At 66.2% G+C, this 22,733-nt stretch carries 22 protein-coding genes; 7 read left to right on the top strand and 15 right to left on the bottom strand.

Annotation, left to right across the window (positions count from 1 at the left end):
- Window positions 1–98 precede the first annotated feature (98 nt).
- From hemJ to coq7, 6 genes are all read left to right on the top strand, one after another.
- The gene (gene hemJ, locus AC3B6A_RS02845; RefSeq protein WP_488403490.1) at window positions 99–521 is read left to right on the top strand and encodes a protoporphyrinogen oxidase HemJ; all 423 of its coding nucleotides are present in this window, start codon (window positions 99–101) and stop codon (window positions 519–521) included.
- Window positions 522–540: 19 nt separating this feature from the next.
- Window positions 541–1,509, top strand: coding sequence for an NAD(P)H-dependent flavin oxidoreductase (locus tag AC3B6A_RS02840; RefSeq protein WP_488400839.1), 969 nt, complete (start codon window positions 541–543; stop codon window positions 1,507–1,509).
- Between the two features lie 106 nt (window positions 1,510–1,615).
- Window positions 1,616–2,716 carry a DUF805 domain-containing protein gene (locus tag AC3B6A_RS02835; protein WP_488400838.1) on the top strand — a complete coding sequence of 367 codons (1,101 nt, stop codon included), beginning with the start codon at window positions 1,616–1,618 and terminating at the stop codon, window positions 2,714–2,716.
- A gap of 55 nt (window positions 2,717–2,771) precedes the next feature.
- On the top strand, window positions 2,772–3,560 hold the full coding sequence (locus AC3B6A_RS02830) for an SDR family NAD(P)-dependent oxidoreductase (protein WP_488400837.1): 789 nt from the start codon (window positions 2,772–2,774) through the stop codon (window positions 3,558–3,560).
- 72 nt (window positions 3,561–3,632) lie between these two features.
- On the top strand, window positions 3,633–3,971 hold the full coding sequence (locus tag AC3B6A_RS02825) for a histidine triad nucleotide-binding protein (RefSeq protein ID WP_488400836.1): 339 nt from the start codon (window positions 3,633–3,635) through the stop codon (window positions 3,969–3,971).
- A gap of 96 nt (window positions 3,972–4,067) precedes the next feature.
- Window positions 4,068–4,715, top strand: coding sequence for a 2-polyprenyl-3-methyl-6-methoxy-1,4-benzoquinone monooxygenase (gene coq7 / locus AC3B6A_RS02820; protein ID WP_488400835.1), 648 nt, complete (start codon window positions 4,068–4,070; stop codon window positions 4,713–4,715).
- Between the two features lie 78 nt (window positions 4,716–4,793).
- Here the strand turns inward: coq7 and speD are convergent, their stop codons facing one another.
- Together speD and AC3B6A_RS02810 are read right to left on the bottom strand one after the other, a co-directional pair.
- On the bottom strand, window positions 4,794–5,588 hold the full coding sequence (gene speD / locus AC3B6A_RS02815; RefSeq protein WP_488400834.1) for an adenosylmethionine decarboxylase: 795 nt from the start codon (window positions 5,586–5,588) through the stop codon (window positions 4,794–4,796).
- Between the two features lie 222 nt (window positions 5,589–5,810).
- A complete protein-coding gene (locus AC3B6A_RS02810; RefSeq protein WP_488400833.1) occupies window positions 5,811–6,233 on the bottom strand; it encodes an OsmC family protein in 423 nt (140 codons plus the stop codon).
- Between the two features lie 375 nt (window positions 6,234–6,608).
- Between AC3B6A_RS02810 and crp the strand changes: the two genes are divergently transcribed.
- Window positions 6,609–7,256 (top strand): cAMP-activated global transcriptional regulator CRP, encoded by a 648-nt coding sequence (crp, locus tag AC3B6A_RS02805; protein ID WP_275609960.1) that lies wholly within the window; start codon window positions 6,609–6,611, stop codon window positions 7,254–7,256.
- Between the two features lie 155 nt (window positions 7,257–7,411).
- On the opposite strand, the gene trpC is transcribed toward crp, so the two are convergent.
- From trpC to AC3B6A_RS02740, 13 genes are all read right to left on the bottom strand, one after another.
- Window positions 7,412–8,248: an indole-3-glycerol phosphate synthase TrpC gene (trpC, locus tag AC3B6A_RS02800; RefSeq protein ID WP_488400832.1), complete on the bottom strand. Its 837-nt coding sequence runs from the start codon at window positions 8,246–8,248 to the stop codon at window positions 7,412–7,414.
- A complete protein-coding gene (gene trpD / locus AC3B6A_RS02795; RefSeq protein ID WP_488400831.1) occupies window positions 8,245–9,294 on the bottom strand; it encodes an anthranilate phosphoribosyltransferase in 1,050 nt (349 codons plus the stop codon). The genes trpC and trpD overlap by 4 nt, the downstream gene beginning before the upstream one ends.
- A complete protein-coding gene (locus AC3B6A_RS02790) occupies window positions 9,291–9,887 on the bottom strand; it encodes an aminodeoxychorismate/anthranilate synthase component II (RefSeq protein WP_488400830.1) in 597 nt (198 codons plus the stop codon). Before AC3B6A_RS02790 ends, trpD begins: the two co-directional genes overlap by 4 nt.
- A 523-nt stretch (window positions 9,888–10,410) precedes the next feature.
- Complete coding sequence (gene trpE, locus AC3B6A_RS02785; protein ID WP_488400829.1) at window positions 10,411–11,904, bottom strand: anthranilate synthase component I; 1,494 nt, start codon at window positions 11,902–11,904, stop codon at window positions 10,411–10,413.
- Window positions 11,905–12,028: 124 nt separating this feature from the next.
- Window positions 12,029–12,850, bottom strand: coding sequence for a phosphoglycolate phosphatase (locus AC3B6A_RS02780; RefSeq protein ID WP_488400828.1), 822 nt, complete (start codon window positions 12,848–12,850; stop codon window positions 12,029–12,031).
- Complete coding sequence (gene rpe, locus AC3B6A_RS02775; RefSeq protein ID WP_488400827.1) at window positions 12,850–13,524, bottom strand: ribulose-phosphate 3-epimerase; 675 nt, start codon at window positions 13,522–13,524, stop codon at window positions 12,850–12,852. Before rpe ends, AC3B6A_RS02780 begins: the two co-directional genes overlap by 1 nt.
- 177 nt (window positions 13,525–13,701) lie before the next feature.
- Window positions 13,702–14,529 (bottom strand): ABC transporter permease, encoded by an 828-nt coding sequence (locus AC3B6A_RS02770; RefSeq protein ID WP_488400826.1) that lies wholly within the window; start codon window positions 14,527–14,529, stop codon window positions 13,702–13,704.
- 13 nt (window positions 14,530–14,542) lie between these two features.
- Entirely contained in the window at window positions 14,543–15,790 is a 1,248-nt protein-coding gene (locus AC3B6A_RS02765; protein WP_488400825.1) for an ABC transporter permease, read from the bottom strand.
- A gap of 189 nt (window positions 15,791–15,979) precedes the next feature.
- Window positions 15,980–17,029, bottom strand: a complete 1,050-nt coding sequence (locus AC3B6A_RS02760; RefSeq protein WP_488400824.1) for an ABC transporter substrate-binding protein — start codon at window positions 17,027–17,029, stop codon at window positions 15,980–15,982.
- Window positions 17,030–17,102: 73 nt separating this feature from the next.
- The gene (locus tag AC3B6A_RS02755; RefSeq protein WP_488400823.1) at window positions 17,103–18,212 is read right to left on the bottom strand and encodes an ABC transporter ATP-binding protein; all 1,110 of its coding nucleotides are present in this window, start codon (window positions 18,210–18,212) and stop codon (window positions 17,103–17,105) included.
- A 188-nt stretch (window positions 18,213–18,400) separates the two neighbouring features.
- Window positions 18,401–19,438 carry an ABC transporter substrate-binding protein gene (locus tag AC3B6A_RS02750; RefSeq protein WP_488400822.1) on the bottom strand — a complete coding sequence of 346 codons (1,038 nt, stop codon included), beginning with the start codon at window positions 19,436–19,438 and terminating at the stop codon, window positions 18,401–18,403.
- Between the two features lie 147 nt (window positions 19,439–19,585).
- Complete coding sequence (locus AC3B6A_RS02745) at window positions 19,586–20,215, bottom strand: response regulator (protein ID WP_488400821.1); 630 nt, start codon at window positions 20,213–20,215, stop codon at window positions 19,586–19,588.
- A complete protein-coding gene (locus AC3B6A_RS02740; protein ID WP_488400820.1) occupies window positions 20,212–22,662 on the bottom strand; it encodes a PAS domain-containing sensor histidine kinase in 2,451 nt (816 codons plus the stop codon). The genes AC3B6A_RS02745 and AC3B6A_RS02740 overlap by 4 nt, the downstream gene beginning before the upstream one ends.
- Window positions 22,663–22,733: the final 71 nt, after the last annotated feature.

The raw sequence follows: 22,733 nt of genomic DNA, 5'->3' as shown, positions 1-22,733 counted from the left end.
GCCGTGCGATATTTCCCACAGAGCCACCGCCACAGGGATGACGCCACCGTACCGCGCCACTACTATCGGCCCATCGCCGATTCGAGGATGTCCCGATGCTGTACCTGTGGCTCAAAGCCTTTCACATCATTGCCGTGGTCTGCTGGTTCGCCGGCCTGTTCTACCTGCCGCGCCTGTTCGTCTACCACGCCATGAGCGAGGACGCCGCCAGCCGCGAGCGTTTCTGCGTGATGGAACGCAAGCTGTACCGCGGCATCATGGGCCCGTCGATGATCCTCACCATCCTCCTCGGCGCCTGGATGCTCTACCTCAATCCGGCCTGGCTGAGCCAGGGCTGGCTGCACGCCAAGCTCACCCTGGTGGTGCTGCTGATCGGCTACCACCACGCCTGCGGCGCCATGCTCAAGCGCTTCGCCCGCGGCGAGAACGCCCGCAGCCACGTGTTCTACCGCTGGTTCAACGAGGCACCGGTGCTGCTCCTGCTCGCCATCGTCATCCTGGTGGTGATCAAACCCTTCTGACCCCGACAAGGAGACCGTCATGTCCCTGCCCGCCCTGCTTGATCGCCGCCTGCGCGTTCCCCTGGTCGCGGCGCCGATGTTCCTGGTGTCCACCCCGCAACTGGTGCTGGCCTGCTGCAAGGGCGGCATCGTCGGCAGCTTCCCCGCGCTGAACCAGCGCGAAAGCAGCGGCTTCAAGGCCTGGCTGGAGGAGATCGAGGCGGGCCTGGCCGCCGATCCCAAGGCGGCGCCCTATGCGGTGAACCTCATCGTCCACAACAGCAACCCGCGCCTGCAGGCGGACCTGGCGCTCTGCGTGGCGCATCGCGTGCCCATCGTCATCACCAGCCTGGGCGCCGTGCGCGAAGTGGTGGATGCGGTGCACAGCTACGGCGGACTGGTGTTCCATGACGTCACCACCCGCCGCCATGCCGAGAAGGCGGCGGAGGCCGGGGTCGATGGACTGATAGCGGTCGCCGCCGGCGCCGGCGGCCATGCCGGCACCTGGAGTCCCTTCGCGCTGGTCGCGGAGATCCGCCAGTTCTTCGACAAGACCCTGCTGCTGGCCGGCTGCATCAATCACGGCCATGAGATTCTCGCCGCCCAGGTCCTCGGCGCCGACCTCGCCTACCTCGGCACCCGCTTCATCGCCACCCGCGAGAGCAACGCCTCCAGCGAATACAAGCGGATGCTGCTGGAAGCCCGCGCCGCCGACATCATCCACACCCCCGCGGTGTCCGGCGTGCCGGCCAGCTTCATGCGCCAGAGCCTGGAGGCCGCCGGCTTCGACATGAAGCGCCTGACCGACAAGGCCGACATCAACTACGGCGAGAAGCTCAAGCCGGTGAGCGACGAGGCCAAGGCCTGGAAAACCGTCTGGTCGGCCGGCCAGGGCGTCGGCAACATCCACGACCTGCCGTCGGTGGACGAACTGATCGCCCGCCTGGACAACGAATACCGCCAGGCCCTCACCCGCAGTACGACGCTGCCCGGCCAACTGCTGGTCTGACCGACGCCACCGCTCACCGATATCTGCACCGGGGCCGCTTGTTGGCCCCCGAAGGCGCTATTACGCTGTACCGAGCTCGCAACAGCCAACTGACAAGGATGCCCCAATGGACCAACTCCGCTTCAAGATCGTGTTCGACGGCGCGCTGATGCCGCAGACGCCGCTGGAAACCGCCAAGGAGAATCTCGCCCGCCTGTTCAAGAGCGACGCATCGAAGATCGACGCGCTGTTCAGCGGCACCCCGGTGGTGCTCAAGCGCGACCTTTCCGGCGATGAAGCCGACAAGTACCTGCGCGCCCTGCATGGCGCGGGCGCCAACGCCCGCAAGGAAGCCGAAGGCGCGATGGGCCTGAGCCTGGTGGAAACCGACGACCACCCCAGCGAAGCGACGCTGGCCAGCCGGGCCGCGGTCGAAGCGCCCGGCGACGAACGGATGACCTGCCCCAAATGCGGGCACGTACAGCCCAACGCCAGCGAATGCAGCGCCTGCGGCATCATCATCGACAAGTACGTGGCGCGGCAGGCCGAACTGGCGGCCAGCGCACAGCCGGCGTCGAACGCCCCGGCGGCGGGTTCACCCTACGCGCCGCCGCAGGCGCAGGTCGGCGACGACCTGCCGGAGTTCGGCGAGCTGAACGTGCGCAGCCTGTCCGGACGGATCGGCCGGGTGCGCTACCTCGGCTGGTCCGCCGCGCTGTCGCTGATCTTCTTCGCGGCCTACCTCGCGGCCACCCTGCTCATGGCGGTTTCGATGCCCGCCGGCGCCGTCGCCCTCATCGTGGTGGCCATCGCCGCCGTCGTCTTCAGCGTGCCCATCGGCGTGCAGCGCCTGCATGACCTCGGCTGGTCCGGCTGGCTCTGGCTGGCGCTGCTGGTGCCACTGGTCAACGCAGTGCTGAGCCTGGTGATGCTGTTCATGCCCGGCGAGAAGACCGCCAACCGCTTCGGCCCGCCGCCGCCGCCGAACAGCACCGCGGTCAAGGTCCTGGCGTTCACCTGGCTGGTATTCCCGGTATTCGCCGGTATTCTCGCGGCCATCGCGATCCCGGCCTATGAGCAGTACGTCGAGCGCGCGCAGGCTTCGCAATACCAGCCGAGCGACGATGCCGCCGCCCCGGCCGCCAGCGCGGAGCCCTCGGAAGACCAGTTCAGCAGCGGCGACACCGAAGGCGCCGACTCCGACGACGCCGACAGCAGCCAACAGTAATGCAACAACCCGTGGCGGGCGTGGTCGAACGCCACCCCGCCACAGAGACCCCTGAATGCCTCGTTTTGCCCTCATTACCGGCGCCTCCAGCGGCATCGGCCTGGCCCTGGCCGAAGCCCTCGCCCGGCGCGGCCAGGCGCTCATCCTGGTGGCCCGCCAGCGCGACGCGCTGGACAGCATCGCCTGCGAACTGTCGCAACGCTTCGGCGTCGAGGTGCTGTTCCGCGTCTGCGATCTTTCCGAGCCGCTGCAGATTTCCGGCCTGCTGCACGAGCTGGAGCAGAGCGGACGGCAGATCGAGCTGCTGGTGAACAACGCCGGCATCGGTTCGTCCGGCGCCTTCGTCGATCAGGACTGGTCCCGCGAACAGGAACTGCTGGAGCTCAATGTCCTGGCCCTGGCGCGGCTCTGCCACGGCATCGGCGCCATGATGGAGCGCAGCGGCGGCGGGCAGATTCTCAACGTCGCGTCAGTGGTCGGCCTGCTGCCCGGCCCGTGGATGAGCAGCTACTACGCCAGCAAGGCCTTCGTCCTGCACTTCTCCGAGGGGCTGCGCGAGGAGCTGTGGGGCCGTGGCATCAAGGTGTCCGTGCTCTGCCCCGGCCCGACCCGCACCGCCTTCTTCCGCAAGGCGAATCTGCAGGTCGCCCGGCTCGATGGCGGCAAGCTGATGATGTCGCCCGAGGAAGTCGCCTTCCTCGCCGTGCGGGCGCTGCGCCGCGCGCCGGCGATCATCATCCCGGGCTGGCGCAACCGCCTGGTGGCCTTCGGCCTGCGCCTGCTGCCGCGCTGGGTGGCGCGCAAGCTGGCCAGGCGCATCAACCAGCTGGCGCTCGCCGGCTGAGCCACTTCCGGGCGCGCAACCGACACGGGGGTTAAACTCCAGGTTCCTACCCACATGGCTGGAGGAACGTCCGTGGACTGTCTGTTCTGCAAGATCGTCGCCGGGGAGATACCCGCGCGCAAGTTCCATGAAGATGACCAGGTGATCGCCTTCCACGACATCGGCCCGCAGGCACCGGTGCACTTCCTGGTGGTCCCCAAGCGGCACATCGCCACCCTCAACGACCTGCAGGAAGCGGACAAGCCGCTGGCCGGGCACATCCTCCTCACCGCCCAGCGCCTGGCGATGGAGCTGGGCTGCGACGAAGGCTTCCGCGTGGTGATGAACTGCAACGACCTGGGCGGGCAGACCGTGCAGCACATCCACATGCACGTGCTCGGCCAGCGCCAGATGCACTGGCCGCCGGGCTGACGGGCAGCGTCGGCGGCGGTTTGCGCGCACCGCGGCAAGACCTGTCATCCGCCATCCGGTAAACTGCCGGGCGAATGTTCCTTCCGGAGGTGCGCCATGTCCGCCGACCGTCACTACTCCCCCGCCGACCGCTTCCTGCTGCAGGCCGATGCCGCGCTGCGCACGCTGCTGCCCTTCAGCGGTCATCCGGGCCGCCCGTCGCCGGCCATCGTCCAGCCGGACGCCGAGCTCGATGAAACCGATGCCCGCCATGTCGCCGGGCTGATGCGCATCAACCACACCGGTGAAGTCTGCGCCCAGGCGCTCTACCAGGGCCAGGCACTGACCGCCAAGCTGCCGCGGGTGCGCAAGGCCATGGAAGCCGCCGCCGACGAGGAGGTCGACCACTTGGCCTGGTGCGAGCAGCGCATCCGCGAGCTGGGCGGCCGGCCGAGCCTGCTGAATCCGCTCTTCTATGGCCTGTCGTTCGGCGTCGGCGCCGCCGCCGGCCTGGTCAGCGACCGCATCAGCCTCGGCTTCGTCGCCGCCACCGAGGACCAGGTGTGCAAGCACCTCGACGAGCACCTGGCGGAAATCCCCGCCGAGGACCAGAAGTCCCGCGCCATCCTCGAACAGATGCGCATCGACGAAGAGCACCACGCCACCAGCGCCATCGAGGCCGGCGGCCTGCGCCTCCCGACGCCGGTGAAATTCGGCATGACCCTGCTGTCGAAGGTGATGACCAAGTCCACCTACCGCATCTGATCCGGGCGGAAACGAAAAAGGGGCACCCATCGGGTGCCCCTTTTCATTACTGCCTTCGAGCGCAGCGCAATAGCTCGATCAGTGCGGCATGTTGCGCGCGTAGAAGATCTCCAGCATCTCGTGGCGCACGCGCTCTTCCACCTGCTTGCGCTGCTCGGGCGACAGACTGCGGGTCGCATCGCCGAACAGGTAGTTGTCCAGGTCGAACTCCTTGAGCAGCATCTTGGTGTGGAACATGTTCTCCTGGTACACGTTCACGTCGGTCATCTGGTAGGCCTCGTACGTGTCGTCGGAGAGGTAGTTCTGGATCGAGTTGATCGCGTGGTCGATGAAGTGCTTCTTGCCTTCCACGTCGCGGGTGAAGCCGCGCACGCGGTAGTCCACGGTGACGATGTCCGAGTCGAACTGGTGGATCAGGTAGTTGAGCGCCTTGAGCGGCGAGATGACGCCGCAGGTCGACACGTCGATGTCCACCCGGAAGGTCGCGATGCCGTCCACCGGATGGATCTCCGGATAGGTGTGCACGGTGATATGGCTCTTGTCGAGGTGCGCCAGGATGGTTTCCGGCAGCGGCCCCGGGGATTCCTCGATCTGGCTGTCGGTCGGGGTGACCGGTTGCTCGGAGATCAGGATGGTCACGCTGGCGCCTTGCGGGTCGTAGTCCTGACGGGCGATGTTCAGGATGTTTGCGCCAATGATGTCGACAACATCGGTGAGGATCTGCGTGAGACGCTCGGCGTCGTACTCTTCGTCGATGTACTGCACGTAGGCCTGCTGGTCTTCAGGCGTCTCGGCATAGCAGATGTCATAGATGTTGAAGCTCAAGGTCTTCGTCAGGTTGTTGAACCCGTGGAGCTTGAGTTTGCTTTTCACCGTGGGAACTCTCATCAAATGCGGCTCTGCCGCGTGGTTGAGCATGCCCGTCAGATGCGTACGGCGCACCTGCGTAGGACGGTTTACACCTCTTCGCGATGGCGATTGTGTTTGCTTGGTTTCGGGCGGATGGCCCGGAAAAAAGGAGGCGCATTATGCAGAGGTCGGATGACCTCTGCCAGAGTCTGCGCGCCCTCGATGATGAAAGGATGAAACGGCGGATCAGCCCAGCTCGACGATCTCGTAGTCATGGCTGATCTCGACGCCGGCGCGGCCCAGCATGATCGACGCGGAGCAGTACTTCTCGGCCGACAGCTCGACCGCGCGCTTGACCTGGGCTTCCTTCAGGCCGCGGCCCTTGACCACGAAATGCACGTGGATTTTGGTGAACACCTTGGGGTCCTCGCTGGCGCGCTCGGCTTCGAGGAAGGCTTCGCAGCTCTCCACCGGCTGACGGCCCTTCTTCAGGATGCTCACCACGTCGAAGTTGGTGCAGCCACCCAGGCCGATCAGCAGCATCTCCATGGGGCGCACGCCCAGGTTGCGGCCGCCGGCATCCGGCGGGCCGTCCATCACCACCACGTGGCCGCTGCCGGACTCACCGAGAAACATCGCTTCGCCAGCCCACTGGATTCGCGCTTTCATTGAGAAGAACTCCGCCAAAAAAGGGGCGTCAGCTTACCACAGCCCCTCCGGAGGCCCAGCGGAGCCGCCTGGCTGTTAGCTGTGTCGCAATTTGGCGAGGATCTTCGTCATTTATTACTTAAACTGACGCCGGTTTACTGGCACACTCCGGAAGATTGCCCTGACGAATGTTCCGGTTATCCAATGTTGGTAACACGTCGTCTGTTAAGCTCCTGCCGACTTACATACACGCAGGAATGCTCAAAAAGGCAATCTTGCCGCCTTGGGGATCGAGGGGGATCGAGCCAGGGACTCACGGCAACACGCACACTGCATAAAAAATCATTAGACGCCTGTTGTGCAAAGGCCACTCTTTTTACTTTCCGGGACTCGGGCATGGTAGCTATTACCCTTACACCCAAAATAAAGAACCTCGACAAGTTGCTCGCGCACTGCCACCGCCGCCGCTTCACCGCCAAGAGCACCATCATCTACGCCGGTGACCGCTGCGAGAGCCTGTTCTTCATCATCAAAGGCTCGGTAACCGTCCTGATCGAGGACGATGACGGACGCGAGATGATCATCGGTTATCTCAACACTGGCGACTTCTTCGGAGAGATGGGGCTCTTCGAGAAGGAAGGCAGCAGCAACCAGGAGCGCAGCGCCTGGGTACGCGCCAAGACCGAGTGCGAAGTCGCCGAGATCAGCTACACCAAGTTCCGCGAACTGAGCCAGCAGGACCCGGAAATCCTCTTCACCCTCGGCAGCCAGATGGCCGACCGCCTGCGCAAGACCACCCGCAAGGTCGGCGACCTGGCCTTCCTCGACGTCACCGGCCGCGTTGCCCGCACCCTGCTGGACCTGTGCCAGCAACCGGACGCCATGACCCACCCGGACGGCATGCAGATCAAGATCACCCGCCAGGAAATCGGCCGCATCGTCGGCTGCTCCCGCGAGATGGTCGGCCGCGTGCTCAAGAGCCTGGAGGAACAGGGCCTGGTGCACGTGAAGGGCAAGACCATGGTGGTCTTCGGCACCCGCTGAAGATCCACTGAACGCAAAAAAGCCGGCGATTGCCGGCTTTTTTGTTGCTTTGGATCTTCGCAGGAGCGAGCTTGCGCGCGAACCCTGGCGACTCCCCGATTCGTCCGGCGTGTCGCTGGTCAGTTTTTTTCGCGAGCACGCTCGCTCCTACGGATTCAGTCCGGATCGGCGCCCAGCTTGACCTTGCTGCGCTCGGGGAAGAACAGGCGCTTGAGCTCGGTGCCCGGGTCCTCGGCGCGCATGAAGGCCTCGCCGACCAGGAAGCCGAACACGTCGCTGACTTCCATCAGCTCGACATCGGCGCGGTTGAGGATGCCACTCTCGGTGATCACCATGCGGTCGCGCGGGATTTCCGGCAGCAGGTCGAGGGTTGTCTCCAGGCTCACCTCGAAGGTGTGCAGGTTGCGGTTGTTGATGCCCACCAGCGGGGTATCCAGGGTCTTCAGCGCGCGCTCCAGCTCGGGCGCGTCGTGAACCTCCACCAGCACATCGAGGCCGACACCCTTGGCCACCGAGGCCAGCTCGGCCATGCGCGCGTCATCCAGCGCCGAGACGATCAGCAGGATGCAGTCGGCACCGATGGCGCGGGCTTCCACCACCTGGTACGGATCGATCATGAAGTCCTTGCGGATCACCGGCAGCTTGCAGGCGGCGCGGGCTTCCTTGAGGTAGGCATCGCTGCCGAGGAAGAAATCCACGTCGGTCAACACGGACAGGCAGGTGGCGCCACCCTCTTCGTAGCTGCGGGCGATGTCGGCGGGATCGAAGTTCTCGCGCAGCACGCCCTTGCTCGGCGAAGCCTTCTTCACCTCGGCGATCACCCCCGGCTCGCGGTGCTTGGCGCGCTCCAGCAGGGCGGCGGCGAAACCGCGCGGCGCATCCGCGGCGCGCGCCAGCTGCTCCAGCTCGGCGAAGCTTACGCGGGCGCGGCGCTCGGCGACTTCTTCGGCCTTGCGGGCCAGGATCTTCTGCAGGACCGTCGGCACACTCACTGTGCGTTCTCCTCTCGGTAAACGGCGGTGAAGGCCGCCAGCTCTTCCATCTTCTCCCGCGCCAGCCCCGTGTGCAGGGCGTCGTGGGCCAGTTGCATGCCTTCGTGCAGGCTGGTGGCCAGGTCCGCCGCATAGAGCGCCGCACCGGCGTTGAGCACGATCAGTTCGGCGGCCTTCTGCCCGGCTTCGGTCTTGCGCCGGCCGAGGGCGTCGCGGATCAGCTCCAGCGACTCCTGGGGGCTCTCCACGGTCAGGCCGATCAGGCTCTGGCTCTTGATGCCGAAGTCCTCGGGCTGCACTTCGTATTCGCTGACCACGCCGCCCTTCAGCTCGGCGATGTGGGTCGGCGCGGCGAGGCTGAATTCGTCCAGGCCATCGCGCGAGTGCACCACCAGGATGTGCTCGCTGCCCAGGCGCTTGAGCACCTCGGCCAGCGGGCGGCACAGCGCCTGGCTGAACACGCCGACCACCTGGTGCCTGACGCCGGCCGGGTTGGTCAGCGGGCCGAGCATGTTGAACAGGGTCCGCAGGCCCAGCTCGCGGCGCGGCGCGGCGGCGTGCTTCATGGCCTTGTGGTGGACCTGGGCGAACATGAAGCCGACGCCCACGGTTTCGATGCAGCGCTTCACCTGGACCGGCTTGAGGTCGAGGTAGATGCCGGCGGCTTCCAGCAGGTCGGCGCTGCCGCTCTTGCCGGACACCGCGCGGTTGCCATGCTTGGCCACCTTGCCGCCAGCCGCGGCAACCACGAAGGCCGCCGCCGAGGACACGTTGAAGATGTTCGCGCCATCGCCGCCGGTACCGACCACGTCGACCACGTGCCTGAGGCTGTCCAGCTCGACCTGGTCGGCCAGCTCGCGCATCACCGCGACGGCGCCGACGATCTCGTCGATGGTCTCGCTCTTCATGCGCATGCCCATGAGGAAGGCGCCGATCTGCGCGTCGGTGCACTGCCCGGTCATGATCTCGCGCATGACGTCCTGCATTTCCTCGGTGGTCAGGTCCAGCTGGTTGACCACCCGGTTGAGGGCTTCCTTGATGTTCATGCGCGCACTCCGCCGGTCTGCTTGAGGAAGTTGGCCAGCATCTCGTGGCCCTGTTCGGAAAGGATCGACTCGGGGTGGAACTGCACCCCCTCGACGTTCAGCGTCTTGTGCCGCAGGCCCATGATCTCGTCGACTGAGCCGTCTTCCAGCTGGGTCCAGGCGGTGATTTCCAGGCAGTCGGGCAGCGTCTCGCGCTTGACCACCAGGGAGTGGTAGCGGGTCTGGGTCAGCGGATTGTTGAGGCCGGCGAATACGCCCAGGTCCTTGTGGTAGACCGGGCTGACCTTGCCGTGCATCACCTGGCGGGCACGCACCACGTCGCCGCCGAAGGCCTGGCCGATGGACTGGTGCCCCAGGCACACGCCCAGCAGCGGCAGCTTGCCGGCGAAGCGCTCGATCACTTCCAGGGAAACGCCCGCCTCGTTCGGCGTGCACGGGCCGGGGGAAAGGACGATGCGCTCGGGATTGAGCGCGGCGATCTGGTCGACGCTCAGCTCGTCGTTGCGAATGACGTGGATGTCGGCCTGCAACTCGGCGAAGTACTGCACCAGGTTGTAGGTGAAGGAATCGTAGTTATCGATCATCAGCAGCATGTCTGCTCGAACCTCATGATTGCACTGCTTTCGGATCGCGCCATCGTCGACACCCGTTGCGGCCTCGCAGGCTGCGCGAATCTGGCGATTATGCCAGCGGATGGGAGGAATGGACGCGTATGAAGGGACCGGCGCTATGCCGGGAAAGAAGGAATCAGGCGCGCCAGCGCCAACGGGCGAATGCCTTGAGGAGGGAGGTGATGATGCGGCTGCGGTGGATCACGGTTGCGGTCTCGCCTAGCAATGCCCGAACAGTAGCCCAAGGCCGGGCGCCGGCGCAATACGCGCGGCGCCTCCGGCGACGAAGATCGAGAAATTCAGAGGCAGGTGTCGAGTGCGGCGCGCTGGGAGGCGATGCGCGGTTCCCGTCCTGGGGAAGCGAGCGTGCAGCGCCGGAGTAACCGGCGAGCACCGTTTGCGAGCAAGGACTGGGCGTCCCCCTCGGTCCTACGAAGGGCCCCGCTTCAGCGCTGAACATGAAAAAGCCCCGCCGAAGCGGGGCTTTTTTCATCGAGCCGGCGACTCAGCCGCGGCCATGCACCTTGGCGGTGTGCTCGGCCAGGGCCACGGCGCGGAACATCGCGCGGCGCTTGTTGATGGTTTCTTCCCACTCCGCGGCCGGCACCGAGTCGGCGACGATGCCGCCGCCGGCCTGCACGTGCAGTTCGCCGTTCTTGATCACCGCGGTGCGGATGGCGATGGCGGTGTCCATGTTGCCGTTCCAGGCCAGATAACCCACCGCGCCGCCGTAGACGCCGCGCTTGACCGGCTCCAGCTCGTCGATGATCTCCATGGCGCGGATCTTCGGCGCGCCGGAGAGGGTGCCGGCCGGAAGGATGGCGCGCAGGGCGTCCATCGCGCTCATGCCGTCCTTGAGCTGGCCGTTCACGTTGGAAACGATGTGCATGACGTTGGAATAACGCTCGATCACCATCTGCTCGGTGACCTTCACGGTGCCGGTCTGCGACACGCGGCCGACGTCGTTGCGGCCCAGGTCGATGAGCATCAGGTGCTCGGCGATTTCCTTGGCGTCGGACAGCAGGTCTTCTTCCAGGGCGCGGTCGGCTTCCTCGGTGGCGCCACGCGGGCGAGTGCCGGCGATCGGGCGCACGGTGACTTCGCCGTCCTCGACGCGCACCAGCACTTCCGGCGAGCTGCCGACGACGTGGAAGTCGCCGAAGTTGAAGAAGTACATGTAGGGCGTCGGGTTGAAGCAGCGCAGCGCGCGGTACAGGTCGATCGGCGCGGCTTCGAAGTCGATGGACATGCGCTGCGAGGGCACGACCTGCATGCAGTCGCCGGCGAGGATGTATTCCTTGATGGTGCCGACCGCGCGCTCGTAATCCTCGCGGGTGAAGCTGGCGCGGAACTGCGGCTCCGGCGCGTTGACCGCGCTGAAGTCCAGACCGCGGCGCGGGGTGATCGGCTGGCGCAGGCGCTCCAGCAGCGCTTCCAGTTGCGCGAGGCCCTTTTCGTAGGCATCGGCCTGCGCCGGGTCGGCGAGGACGATGGCGTGCATCTTGCCGGCGAGGTTGTCGAACACCACCACGGCGTCGGAGACCATCAGCAGGATGTCAGGGTTTTGCAGCGGATCGGGGTTCGGGCACTGCGCCAGGCGCTGCTCGACGTAGCGCACGCAGTCATAGCCGAAGTAGCCGACCAGGCCGCCGTTGAAGCGCGGCAGGCCCGGCAGGGTCGGGACGCGGTAGCGCTCCTTGAATTCCTCGACGAAGGCCAGCGGGTCGGCGCACTCGAAGCTTTCCGTCTCAACGCCGTCGACCTTGATGCTCGCCTGGTGGCCATAGACCCGCAACACGGTGCGGCTGGGCAGGCCGATGATGGAGTAGCGCCCCCATTTCTCGCCGCCCTGCACGGATTCGAGCAGGTAGGTGTTGGGGCCGTCGGCGAGCTTCAGGTAGATCGACAGGGGGGTGTCGAAGTCGGCGAGGGTTTCGCAGGTCAGCGGAATGCGGTTGTAGCCTTCGGCGGCCAGGCGCTGGAATTCTTCGCGGGTCATGATCAGCCTCGTGGAATAAGAGCCCGTTCAGGATCTCGCCGATGCGCGGGAGAGGGTAAACGGGCTTTGAGGAGGAAACGGTCTTGGGTGCACACACGCGCCGGGCGTACCGGCCAGAAGGATGTCAGGCGCGCCAGCGCCAGCGGGCCAGGGCCTTGATGACTTTCATCCAGAGTGTGCGGGGAGCCGTATCCACGGTGCGATCTCGCTGGGCGGGGTTGGAAGCGGAGTCGGGCAACACTATCGCGTTGCCCGGATCGAAGCAAGGCAGCAGTTGGCGCAGGTCGTCCACCACCAGGCTCGGGGTTTCCTCGCTGATCGGCCGGCCGTGGTTGTAGCCGTAGGTCAGGCCCACGCTGCGCACGCCGGCGGCCTTGGCGGCGAGGATGTCGTTGCACGAGTCGCCGACGAACAGGGCCTGGTCCGCCGCCACGCCGGCCATCTTCATCACGAACAGCAGCGCCGCCGGGTCGGGCTTCTGCTGCGGCAGGGTGTCACCGCCGATGATCCAGCGGAAGAACTTGCCCAGCTTCATCTCGTCCAGCAGCGGGCCGACGAAGCGCTCGGGCTTGTTGGTGATCAGCGCCAGTTCGACGTCCTGCTTCTTCAGCCACTTCAGGGTCTCGACCACGCCGGGGTAGACCACGGTGAGCGCGTGGCTGTCGGCGTAGGCATCCATGAAGAGTTCGAGGGCACGCTCGGTGTCCTCCTCGCTGATCTGTTCATGCTCGATGCCGCCGGCCAGGGCGCGGCGCACCAGCACGCGGGCGCCGTTGCCGACCCAGTGGCGCACGGCGTCGAGGCCGGCGGGCGGGCGACCGAGCGCCAGCAGCATCCTGTCCACCGCGGCGGCGAGGTCCGGGACCGAGTCCACCAGGGTGCCGTCCAGGTCGAACATCACCAGACGCGGCAGGTCCCCGGCGAACAGCGGTTGTGCGGCACTCATCACTTGCGCGCCTGCGCCAGCTCGGCGTGCATGGCGCGGATGACCTCGGCGTAGTCCGGTGCGTTGAAGATGGCGGAGCCGGCGACGAAGGTGTCGGCGCCCGCGGCGGCGATCTCGCGGATGTTCTTCACGTTCACCCCGCCGTCGATCTCCAGGCGGATGTCGCGGCCGGAGGCGTCGATCAGCGCGCGGGCCTCGCGCAGCTTGTCGAGGGTGCCGGGGATGAACTTCTGCCCGCCGAAGCCGGGGTTCACGCTCATCAGCAGGACCATGTCGATCTTGTCCATCACGTACTTGAGCGCGTCCAGCGAGGTGGCCGGGTTGAACACCAGGCCGGCCTTGCAGCCGCCGTCCTTGATCAGTTGCAGGGAGCGGTCGATGTGCTGCGAGGCTTCCGGGTGGAAGGTGATGTAGGTGGCGCCGGCTTCGATGAAGTCGCCAATGATGCGGTCCACCGGGGAGACCATCAGGTGCACGTCGATCGGTGCGGTGACGCCGTATTTGCGCAGGGCCGAGCAGACCATCGGGCCGATGGTGAGGTTCGGCACGTAGTGGTTGTCCATCACGTCGAAGTGGACGATATCGGCGCCGGCGGCGAGCACCTTGTCCACATCCTCACCCAGGCGGGCGAAGTCGGCGGAAAGGATCGACGGGGCGATGGCGTAGGGTTGCATGGCGCACCTCTGTGAGCGGAATCACGGTTGGCGCGCATTGTAGCCGCTCGGGCGGCCCGAAGGGGACTCGACCGATGGCCGAGCCGGAAGTGCGGAAGACGGAAAAAAAGATCGCGGATCGATCCCGGCGCCGTGGGTGAGCACGGCGCCGGAACCGTCCGCGAAACACTGTGTGAATCAGGCAGTCGGTGCGGTACGCATTTTCTCGCTGCGGCCGCGCAGCCATTCGAGGGTCAGCAGGAGCAGGACGGAGAAACCGATCAGCAGGGTCGCCGCGGCGGCGATGGTCGGGCTGAGGTTCTCGCGGATGCCGCTGAACATCTGGCGCGGCAGGGTGGCCTGCTCGGGGCCGGCGAGGAACAGGGTCACCACCACTTCGTCGAAGGAGGTGGCGAAGGCGAACAGCGCACCGGAGATCACCCCGGGGGCGATCAGCGGCAGGGTGACCTTGAAGAAGGTCAACACCGGCGCCGCGCCCAGGCTGGCGGCGGCGCGCACCAGGTTGTAGTTGAAGCCCTGCAGGGTCGCCGACACGGTGATGATGACGAAGGGCACACCGAGCACCGCGTGGACGATGATCAGCGAGATGTAGCTGTTACCCAGGCCCAGCGGGGCGAAGAACAGGTAGCTGGCCACGCCGATGATCACCACCGGGACGACCATCGGCGAGATCACCAGGCTCATGATCAGCGCCTTGCCGCGGAACTCGCCGCGGGTCAGGCCGATGGACGCCAGGGTGCCGAAGACCATGGCCAGCACGGTGGCCGCCGGGGCGACGATCATGCTGTTGGTCAGCGAGCGCATCCACTCGGCGGAGTTGAAGAAGTCGGCGTACCAGCGCAGGGAGAAGCCCTGCAGCGGGTAGACCAGGAAGGTGCCGGAGTTGAACGACAGCGGCACGATCACCAGCACCGGCAGCACCAGGAACAGCAGCACCAGGCCGCAGAGGATGCGCAGGGTGTAGAACCACAGGCGCTCCACCGGGGACATATAGGGACTCAGCATCTTCTTATTCTCCTCAGCCCAGACGCAGGCGGCTCGCGCCCACCAGCCAGCCGTAGATCACGTAGAGCACCAGGGTAGCGAACAGCAGCAGGCCGCCCAGGGCCGTGGCCATGCCCCAGTTGATGGTGGTGTTGGTGTAGAAGGCGACGAAGTAGCTGACCATCTGGTCGTTCGGGCTGCCCAGCAGCGCCGGGGTGATGTAGTAGCCGATCGACAGGATGAACACCAGCAGGCAGCCGGCGCCGACGCCCGCCACGGTCTGCGGGAAGTAGACCTTCCAGAAGCTGGCGAACGGGTGGCAGCCCAGGGAGATGGCGGCACGCATGTAGCTCGGCGAGATGCCCTTCATCACGCTGTAGATCGGCAGGATCATGAACGGCAGCATGATGTGCACCATGGAGATGTACACGCCGGTGCGGTTGAACACCAGCTGCAGCGGCTGGTCGATCAGGCCCAGCTTGAGCAGCGCGCCGTTGATCAGGCCGCCCGACTGCAGCAGCACGATCCACGCGGCGACGCGCACCAGGATCGAGGTCCAGAACGGCAGCAGCACCAGGATCATCAGCAGGTTGCTCTTGCGCGTCGGCAGGATGGCCAGCAGGTAGGCCAGCGGATAGGCCAGCGCGAGGCAGATCAGGGTGATCACCGCGCCCATCCAGAAGGTGCGGGCGAAGATGTCCAGGTAGATCGACTGGTCGGGCGTGGCGCGGGCGATTTCGCCCAGGTCATCGATGCGGTGGTCGAGCGCGGCCAGCAGGTAATAAGGGGTGATGCGGCTGGCGTTGCGGCGGATCACCTGCCAGTAGGCCGGATCGCCCCAACGCTCGTCGATGCCTTCCATCGCGTCCTTGTACGACGCCGGCTGCTCCTTGAGCGGCAGCGCGCGGGCGGTCTTGGACAGCAGGCTGCGGTAACCGGCCAGCTCCATGTTCAGGCGCTTGGAGAGGTCACCGAGGGTCTGGTTCTTGCGCGCGGCGACCAGGTCCTCGCTCAGCGCCTGGTACACCGCATCCGCGGGCAGCGATTTGCCGTCCCAGTCGGAAATGGCGTTGACGGTCAACGGCAGCGCGCCGGCGACCTCGGGGTTGTTCACGCTCTTGAGGAGCAGCGCCGCGATGGGCACCAGGAAGGTCAGCAGGAGGAAGACCAGCAGGGGCAGGATCAGCGCCTGGGACTTCAAACGGTTCATCCGCTCCGCACGCGCCAGGCGCTGCTTGAGGGTGGTGCCGGCGACCTCGTTCAAGGACACAGCGGTGGCCATAGCGAACTCCGGTAAAACGGGCCGCCCGGGAGCGGCCAAGGTGTGGTGTCGGGTGGAGCCGCCGCGAGGGGGCGCGGCGGTTCCGGTCCGCCGTGGCCCGGACGGGCGCGGCGGGTGGGCTGGAGTCGTCGGCAGAACCGGGTGAAGCGCTTCCGGCCGGACGCCGGAACGGTTCTGCCGGGGAGACCCTTACTTGGCAGCCCAGGCGTTGAAGCGCTGTTCCAGCTGTTCGCCGTAGTCAGCCCAGAAGGTCACGTCCATGCCCACCTGACCCTGCATGTTTTCCGGGGTGGTCGGCATGTTCTTCAGCATGTCCTTGTTCAGCAGCGAGATGGCATTCTTGTTCGCCGGACCGTAGGCGATGCTCTCGGAGTAGGCCTTCTGCTGCTCGGGTTTGACCGAGAAGGCGATGAACTTCAGGCTCTCGTCGATCTTCTTGGCGCCCTTCGGGATGGCCCAGGCGTCGAAGTCGTAGATGCCGCCGTTCCAGACGATCTTCAGGTTGCTCTCGTTCTGCACGGCAGCGATGCGGCCGTTGTAGGCGGAGCTCATCACCACGTCGCCGGAAACGAGGTACTGCGGCGGCTGGGCACCGGCTTCCCACCACTGGATGTTCGGCTTGATCTGGTCGAGTTTCTTGAAGGCGCGGTCCTGGCCTTCCTTGGTGGCCAGCACCTTGTAGACGTCCTTGGGCGCGACGCCGTCGGCCATCAGGGCGAATTCCAGGGTGTACTTGGCGCCCTTGCGCAGGGCCCGCTTGCCCGGGAATTTTTCGACGTCCCAGAAATCGGCCCAGCCGGTCGGAGCGGTCTTGAGCTTGTCGGCGTTGTAGGCCAGGACGGTGGACCAGACGAAGAAGCCGACGCCGCAGTTGCTCACCGCGCCCGGTACGTAGTCCGCGGCGTTGCCGAGGATGGCCGGGTCGATCTGCTCGAACATGCCTTCGTCACAGCCGCGCGCCAGTTCCGGCGACTCCACTTCCACCAGGTCCCAGGAGACGCTGTTGGTATCGACCATGGCCTTCACCTTGGCCATCTCGCCGTTGTACTCGCCGGCGACGATCTTGTTGCCGGTGGCCTTCTCGAAGGGCTCGTAGAACGCCTTGATCTGGGCGTTCTTGTTGGCGCCGCCGAAAGACACCACGGTCAGGTCGGTGGCGGCCATCGACTGGGCCGCGCAGGCCAGGCCGATGCTCAGTGCCGCGAGCTTGAGCCCCGCTGCTTTCAAGGACTTCGACATTATTGTTGTCTCCACAGTGTGCAGGTTTGTTTTTCTTGGATGCATCAGGTCCGGGAGTGGCCGGGCCTTGGCGTTACGCCGCCGGCAGGGGATCGAGCGCGCGCACGTGCTCGACTTCCCAGCCCAGCGGAACCACGTCGCCAACGCCGAGTGCGGGATCGAGCTCGGCGATCGGCTGTTTGACGAAGAAATCGGTACGGCCACAGACCTCCAGGCGGATGCGCACGTGGTCGCCCAGGTAGATGAACTCGGCGACGCGGCCGGAGAAGCGGTTCACGCAGTTCTCGCTATGGCCGTTCAGACGCACGCGCTCGGGGCGGATCGACAGGCTGACGGTGTCGCCGACAGCGCCGACGTTGACCGCCAGCGCCTCGACCTTCTCGCCACGGGCCAGGCCCACGGTGCAGCGGTCGCCGTTGCGCGCCTGCAGCTGGCCGGCGATGCGGTTGTTCTCGCCGATGAAGTTGGCCACGAAGGAATTGCGCGGGTGCTCGTAGAGCTCGGCCGGCGGGGCGATCTGCTGGATCTCGCCCTGGTGGAACACGGCCACGCGGTCGGACATGGTCAGCGCCTCGCCCTGGTCGTGGGTCACGTAGACCACGGTCACGCCCAGGCGCTGGTGGATGTGCTTGATCTCCATCTGCATGTGCTCGCGCAGTTGCTTGTCGAGCGCACCCAGGGGTTCGTCCATCAGCACAAGCTGCGGCTCGAAGACCAGCGCGCGGGCCAGGGCCACGCGCTGCTGCTGGCCACCGGAGAGCTGGGCGGGATAACGACCGGCGAAGGTGTCGAGCTGGACCATGGACAGCGCGCGCTTCACGCGCTCGCTCACATCGGTCTTGCTCATGCCGCGCACGGAGAGCGGGAAGGCCAGGTTCTCGGCCACCGTCATGTGCGGGAACAGGGCATAGTTCTGGAACACCATGCCGATGTCGCGCTTGTGCGGGGGGACGTTGTTGATTGCGCGGCCGGCGAGCTGGATCTCACCGGCGGTGGGGGTTTCGAAACCGGCCAGCATCATCAGGCTGGTGGTCTTGCCGGAGCCGGAAGGCCCCAGCAGTGTCAGGAATTCGCCTTTGCGAATGTCCAGATTGAGGTCCTTCACGATGAGGGACTCGCCGTCGTAGCTCTTCTGCACGCCACGGAAGCTCACCAGTACATCGTTTGCCTGATTCTCGGCCATAACCGCACCTTTATTTTTTTGTAATGCCGTTGAACCCAAGCCTAAAGAAGCCGGATCGCCGAGCAAATCGGGCGGAATGAGAGATTGCTATCAGGCTTGGAGAGGATGCCTTGTAGGGCGATCCCTACAAAAACTAAGGAAATAGGCTGCCGGCCATGTTCCGGCCGGCAACCCTTCCGTCAGCTTCGTCAGCGCTTGGCCCAGGCCTGGAAGCGCTTCTCCAGCGCCTCGCCATGTTCGGTCCAGAACGCCAGGTTCATGCCCAGGGCATTGGCGATGTTCTGCGGCGCGGTGGGCAGGTTGGCGGCGACGTCCGGCGCCAGCAGCTCCACCGCCTTGCGGTTGGTCGGGCCGTAGGAGATGTTCTCGGCGAAGGCCTTCTGCTGCTGCGGCTGGCTGGCGAAGTTGACGAACTTCTCGGCCAGCTCCTTCTTGAACACGCCCGAGGGCAGCGCCCAGAAGTCGAAGTCGTAGATGCTGCCGGCCCAGACCATGCGGAAGCCCTTCTGCTCGCTCTGCGCCGCGGAGATCCGGCCGTTGTAGGCGGAGCTCATCACCACGCTGCCGTCGGCGAGGTCGCGCACCGGGTCCTGCCCGGACTTCCACCAGCTGATGTACGGCTTGAGCTCGTCGAGCTTGCGGAAGGCGCGGTCGACGCCCTCGTCGGTGGACAGCACCTTGTAGACGTCCTTGGGCGCGACGCCGTCGGCCATCAGGGCGAACTCCAGGCTGAACTTGGCGCCCCAGCGCAGGCCGCGCTTGCCGGGAAACTTCTTCACGTCCCAGAAATCCGCCCAGCCGCTGGGCGTGCCCTGCAGCTTGCTCTGGTCGTAGGCGAGCAGCGTGGTCCAGACGAAGATGCCGACGCCGCAGGGCTGCACGGCGCCGGGAACGAAGTCGGCGGGGTTGCCGACGGTCTTGGCGTCGAGCTTCATGAACAGCCCTTCCTCGCAGCCGCGGGCGAGCTCCGGAGCCTCGACCTCCACCACGTCCCAGGACACGTGGCTGATCTCCACCATGCGCTTGAGCTTGTCCAGGTCGCCGTTGTAGGAGCCGTGGACCACCGCCGTATCGGTCGCTTCCTTGAAGGGCTTGTAGAACGCCGCTTCCTGGGCTTCCTTGTTGGCGCCGCCAAAGGAAATCACCGTGACATAGTCCGCCAGCGCCGGCACCGCGACGCTCCCCAGCAGGCCGAACAGCACCCCTCCCCTTACCGCTCGCAACATCGTCTTCTCCTTGTTATCACGACGTACCGCATCAAGCGGGCAATGATTCCCTGCCTGACGGCAGCTAGATAGCCGGTTTGTTACAGAAATAGGACGCATCGCACAGAGATACGGGAAAAATCTGCGCGCGAGATGGCACAGATCAACTCAGATGAGCTTGTGCTCCATGGCATAACGCACCAGGTCGGCCACCGAGTTGGCGTTGAGCTTCTGCATCAGTCGCGCCTTGTGGGTGCTGATGGTCTTGCTGCTGACCGCCAGCTGCTGGGCGATCTCGTTGACGCCCTCGCCCTGCACCAGGCGCTCGAACACCGAGAACTCGCGCTCGGAGAGCAGTGCGTGGGGCGGCCGCGAGTCGGTCAGGCCGACCTCGAAGACCATCCGGTCGGCCAGCGCCGGGTCGATGTAGCGGCCGCCGCTGGCGATCTTGCGGATCGCCGTGAGCAGCAGCGCCGGGTCGCTGTCCTTGGTCGCGTAGCCGGCGGCGCCGGCCTTCAGCGCGCGGGCGACCATCTGCACTTCGTCGTGCATCGACAGCATCAGGATCGCCGGCGGATTGTTCAGCGCGCGGATCCGCGGGATGGCTTCCAGGCCGTTGACGCCGGGCATGGAAATGTCCAGCAGGACCACTTCGCAGGGCGTCTGGCGCAAGGTCTCGATCAGGTGTTCGCCGTTGGTGGCCTCGCCCACCACCTGCAGGTCCTTGGCCATGCCGATCAGTTGCTTGATGCCCTCGCGCACGATCGTATGGTCTTCCGCCACCAGCACTCGAATCACCGCCACTCCTCCCGCTTCCTGTCATTGTCGTTATCGTTGTAACTGCCGCCGCGCAATGGAACCCGGACCCACAGCGTGGTGCCCTCCCCGGGCTGGCTGTCGATCTGCAGCGTCCCACCGAACATCAGCACCCGCTCGCGCATGCCGACTAGGCCGAAGGATGCGCCCGGGCGCGTGGCGTCCGGGTCGAAGCCCACGCCGTCGTCGGTGATGCGCAGGCACAGCTCGCCATCCTCGACGCTCAACTGCAGCTCCACAGTATGCGCCTGGGCATGGCGCATGACATTGGTCAGCGCCTCCTGAAGGATGCGGAACAGGCCGATGGCCTTGGCGTCCGACAGCGCCGGCGGATTCTCCGGCACCTGCACCAGGCAGGGAATCTGCGTGCGCGCCTCGAAGCGCCGCGCCTGCCACTCCACCGCCGAACCGATGCCGGCGTCGAGGATCGGCGGGCGTAGCGCGGTGGCCACGTCCCGCACCAGTTGGAACAGCTGGGCGATCAGGCGCTTCATGTTGTCCAGGCGCTCGCGCAGGCCGCTGTCCAGCTCGCCATAGGCCAGCTCGCACATCGAGGTTTCCAGCTTGAGCACGGTGAGCACCTGGCCCAGTTCATCGTGCACTTCGCGGGCGATCCGCGCCTTCTCCTCCTCCCGCACGCTTTCCAGGTGCGCGGACAGCTCGCGCAGCTGCGCGCGGGATTCGCCGAGTTCCAGCTCGGCCTGCTTGTTCTCGGTGATGTCCCAGACCACGCCGTCCCAGGCCAGGCGGCCGTCGTCGAGGGTGCGCACCGTGGCCTTGATGTCCACCCAGCGCGGCTCGCGGCTGCGGGTGAGGATGCGGCCCTGCCAGCGCCAGTTGCTGCCGCTCTCCACCGCCGCCATCTGGCTGGCCAGATAGCCGTCGCGCTCGGAGGGATGCACCAGCCCAATGATGCCCAGGCCGCTCTCGCGCAGGTAGCCGGGCGAGTAGCCCAGGGCGGTTTCGCTGCCGCCGGTGATGAAGCTGATATAGGCGAAGTCGGAGTCGTCGTCCGGCGCGTTGGGCTCCAGGCGGAACACCAGCCCCGGCACGTTGGCGGCGATGCCCTGCAGGCGCGCCTCGCTTTCTTCCAGCGCGGCCCGGGCACGGCGGCGCTCGGTGACGTCATTGAGGAACACCAGCAGGTATTCGGAATCGCCGAAGCGCAGGAAGCTCAGCGAAACGTCCGCCGGCAGCCACTGGCCGTCGGCGCGCAGGCACTGGGTCTCGAAGCTCAGCGGCGCCTCGTCGGCATTGCGCGCGCGGCGCCAGAGGTTGAGCCAGCGGTCCATGTTCAACGTCGGCTCGAAGTCGGACAACGGCCGGTCCACCACGGCGCCGGGGGCATAGCCGAGCAGTTCCTCGGCGGCGCGGTTGGCGTAGCGCACGTGGCTGTCCCAGTTGACCCAGAGAATCCCCACGGTGCTGCTGTCGATGGCGAACTGGGCCAGGCGCAGCGCTTCCTCGGCGGCCTGGCGCAACTCGATGTCGCGGCGCGCGGCGAGCAGGCGCGACTCCAGCGCGCTGTGCTGGCGGCGCAGCCAGAGCACCGAGGTGACGGCGCAGGCCAGCAGCAGGCCGAGCAGGATGCAGAGGTTCTGCCAGAAACCCGGCGAGGAGCCCAGGCGCGGGTAGCTTGGCTGCAGCCAGCGCTCGTGGAGCTGGTCCAGGTCCTTGGCCGGAATGGCGCGCAGCGATGTATCGATGATCGACGCCAGCTCCGGCAGGTTGCGCCGGGTGGCCACCCGCAGCAGTTGCGGATAGCCGATGTCGGCCACCACCGAGAGGCCGCTGAACTCGGTCTCGCGGGTCAGGCGCGCCAGCTGCGCCTCGTCGATGACCGCGTAATCGGCCTCACGGCCGAGCACCTTGCGCAGCACCTCGCGATCGCTGTCGACCACTTGCAGCGCCAGCCCCGAGTAGGTGCCGCGCAGGTAGTCGAGCACCGGCCCCGGCCCGCGCACCGCGACGGAACCGCCGGTCTCGAGCGACTCCAGTTCCACCGAGGTGCCGCTGCGACGGTCGCCCACCACCAGGCGCGGCACGCGCAGGTAGGGGTCGGAGAACAGCCAGTCACGCAGCGTCGACGGCGTCTGGCTGATGCCGGGCGACAGGTCGATCTCCCCGGCGCGCACCGCGCGCTCCAGCGCCGCCTGGTCCGGGTAGGTGCGCCACTGCAGGGTCACGCCCATGAACTTGGCCAGCCATTCCAGAAGCTCCACGTTGGCCCCGGACAGCTGCTGCAGGCGCCGGTCCTGTTGCACGTAGGGTGCCTCCAGCAGCACGCCGACGCGCAGCTGCGGGTGCTCGGCGAGCCAGGCGCGCTGCGCCCCGTTCAGCGCCGGGGACGGAGCCGCGGTTTCCGCCGCGGCCAGCAGCGGCACGCAGCACAGCCAGAACAGACAGGCTTTCCAGAACAGACGACTCATGCCGACAACACCCCAGGATTCGATCGCGCCAGTGAACAGCCGGCATACCTTACCGCAACGCCGGTGGAACC

Source organism: Pseudomonas sp. B12(2026) (assembly GCF_057767015.1).
This window is presented reverse-complemented; position numbering and strand designations above follow the sequence as displayed.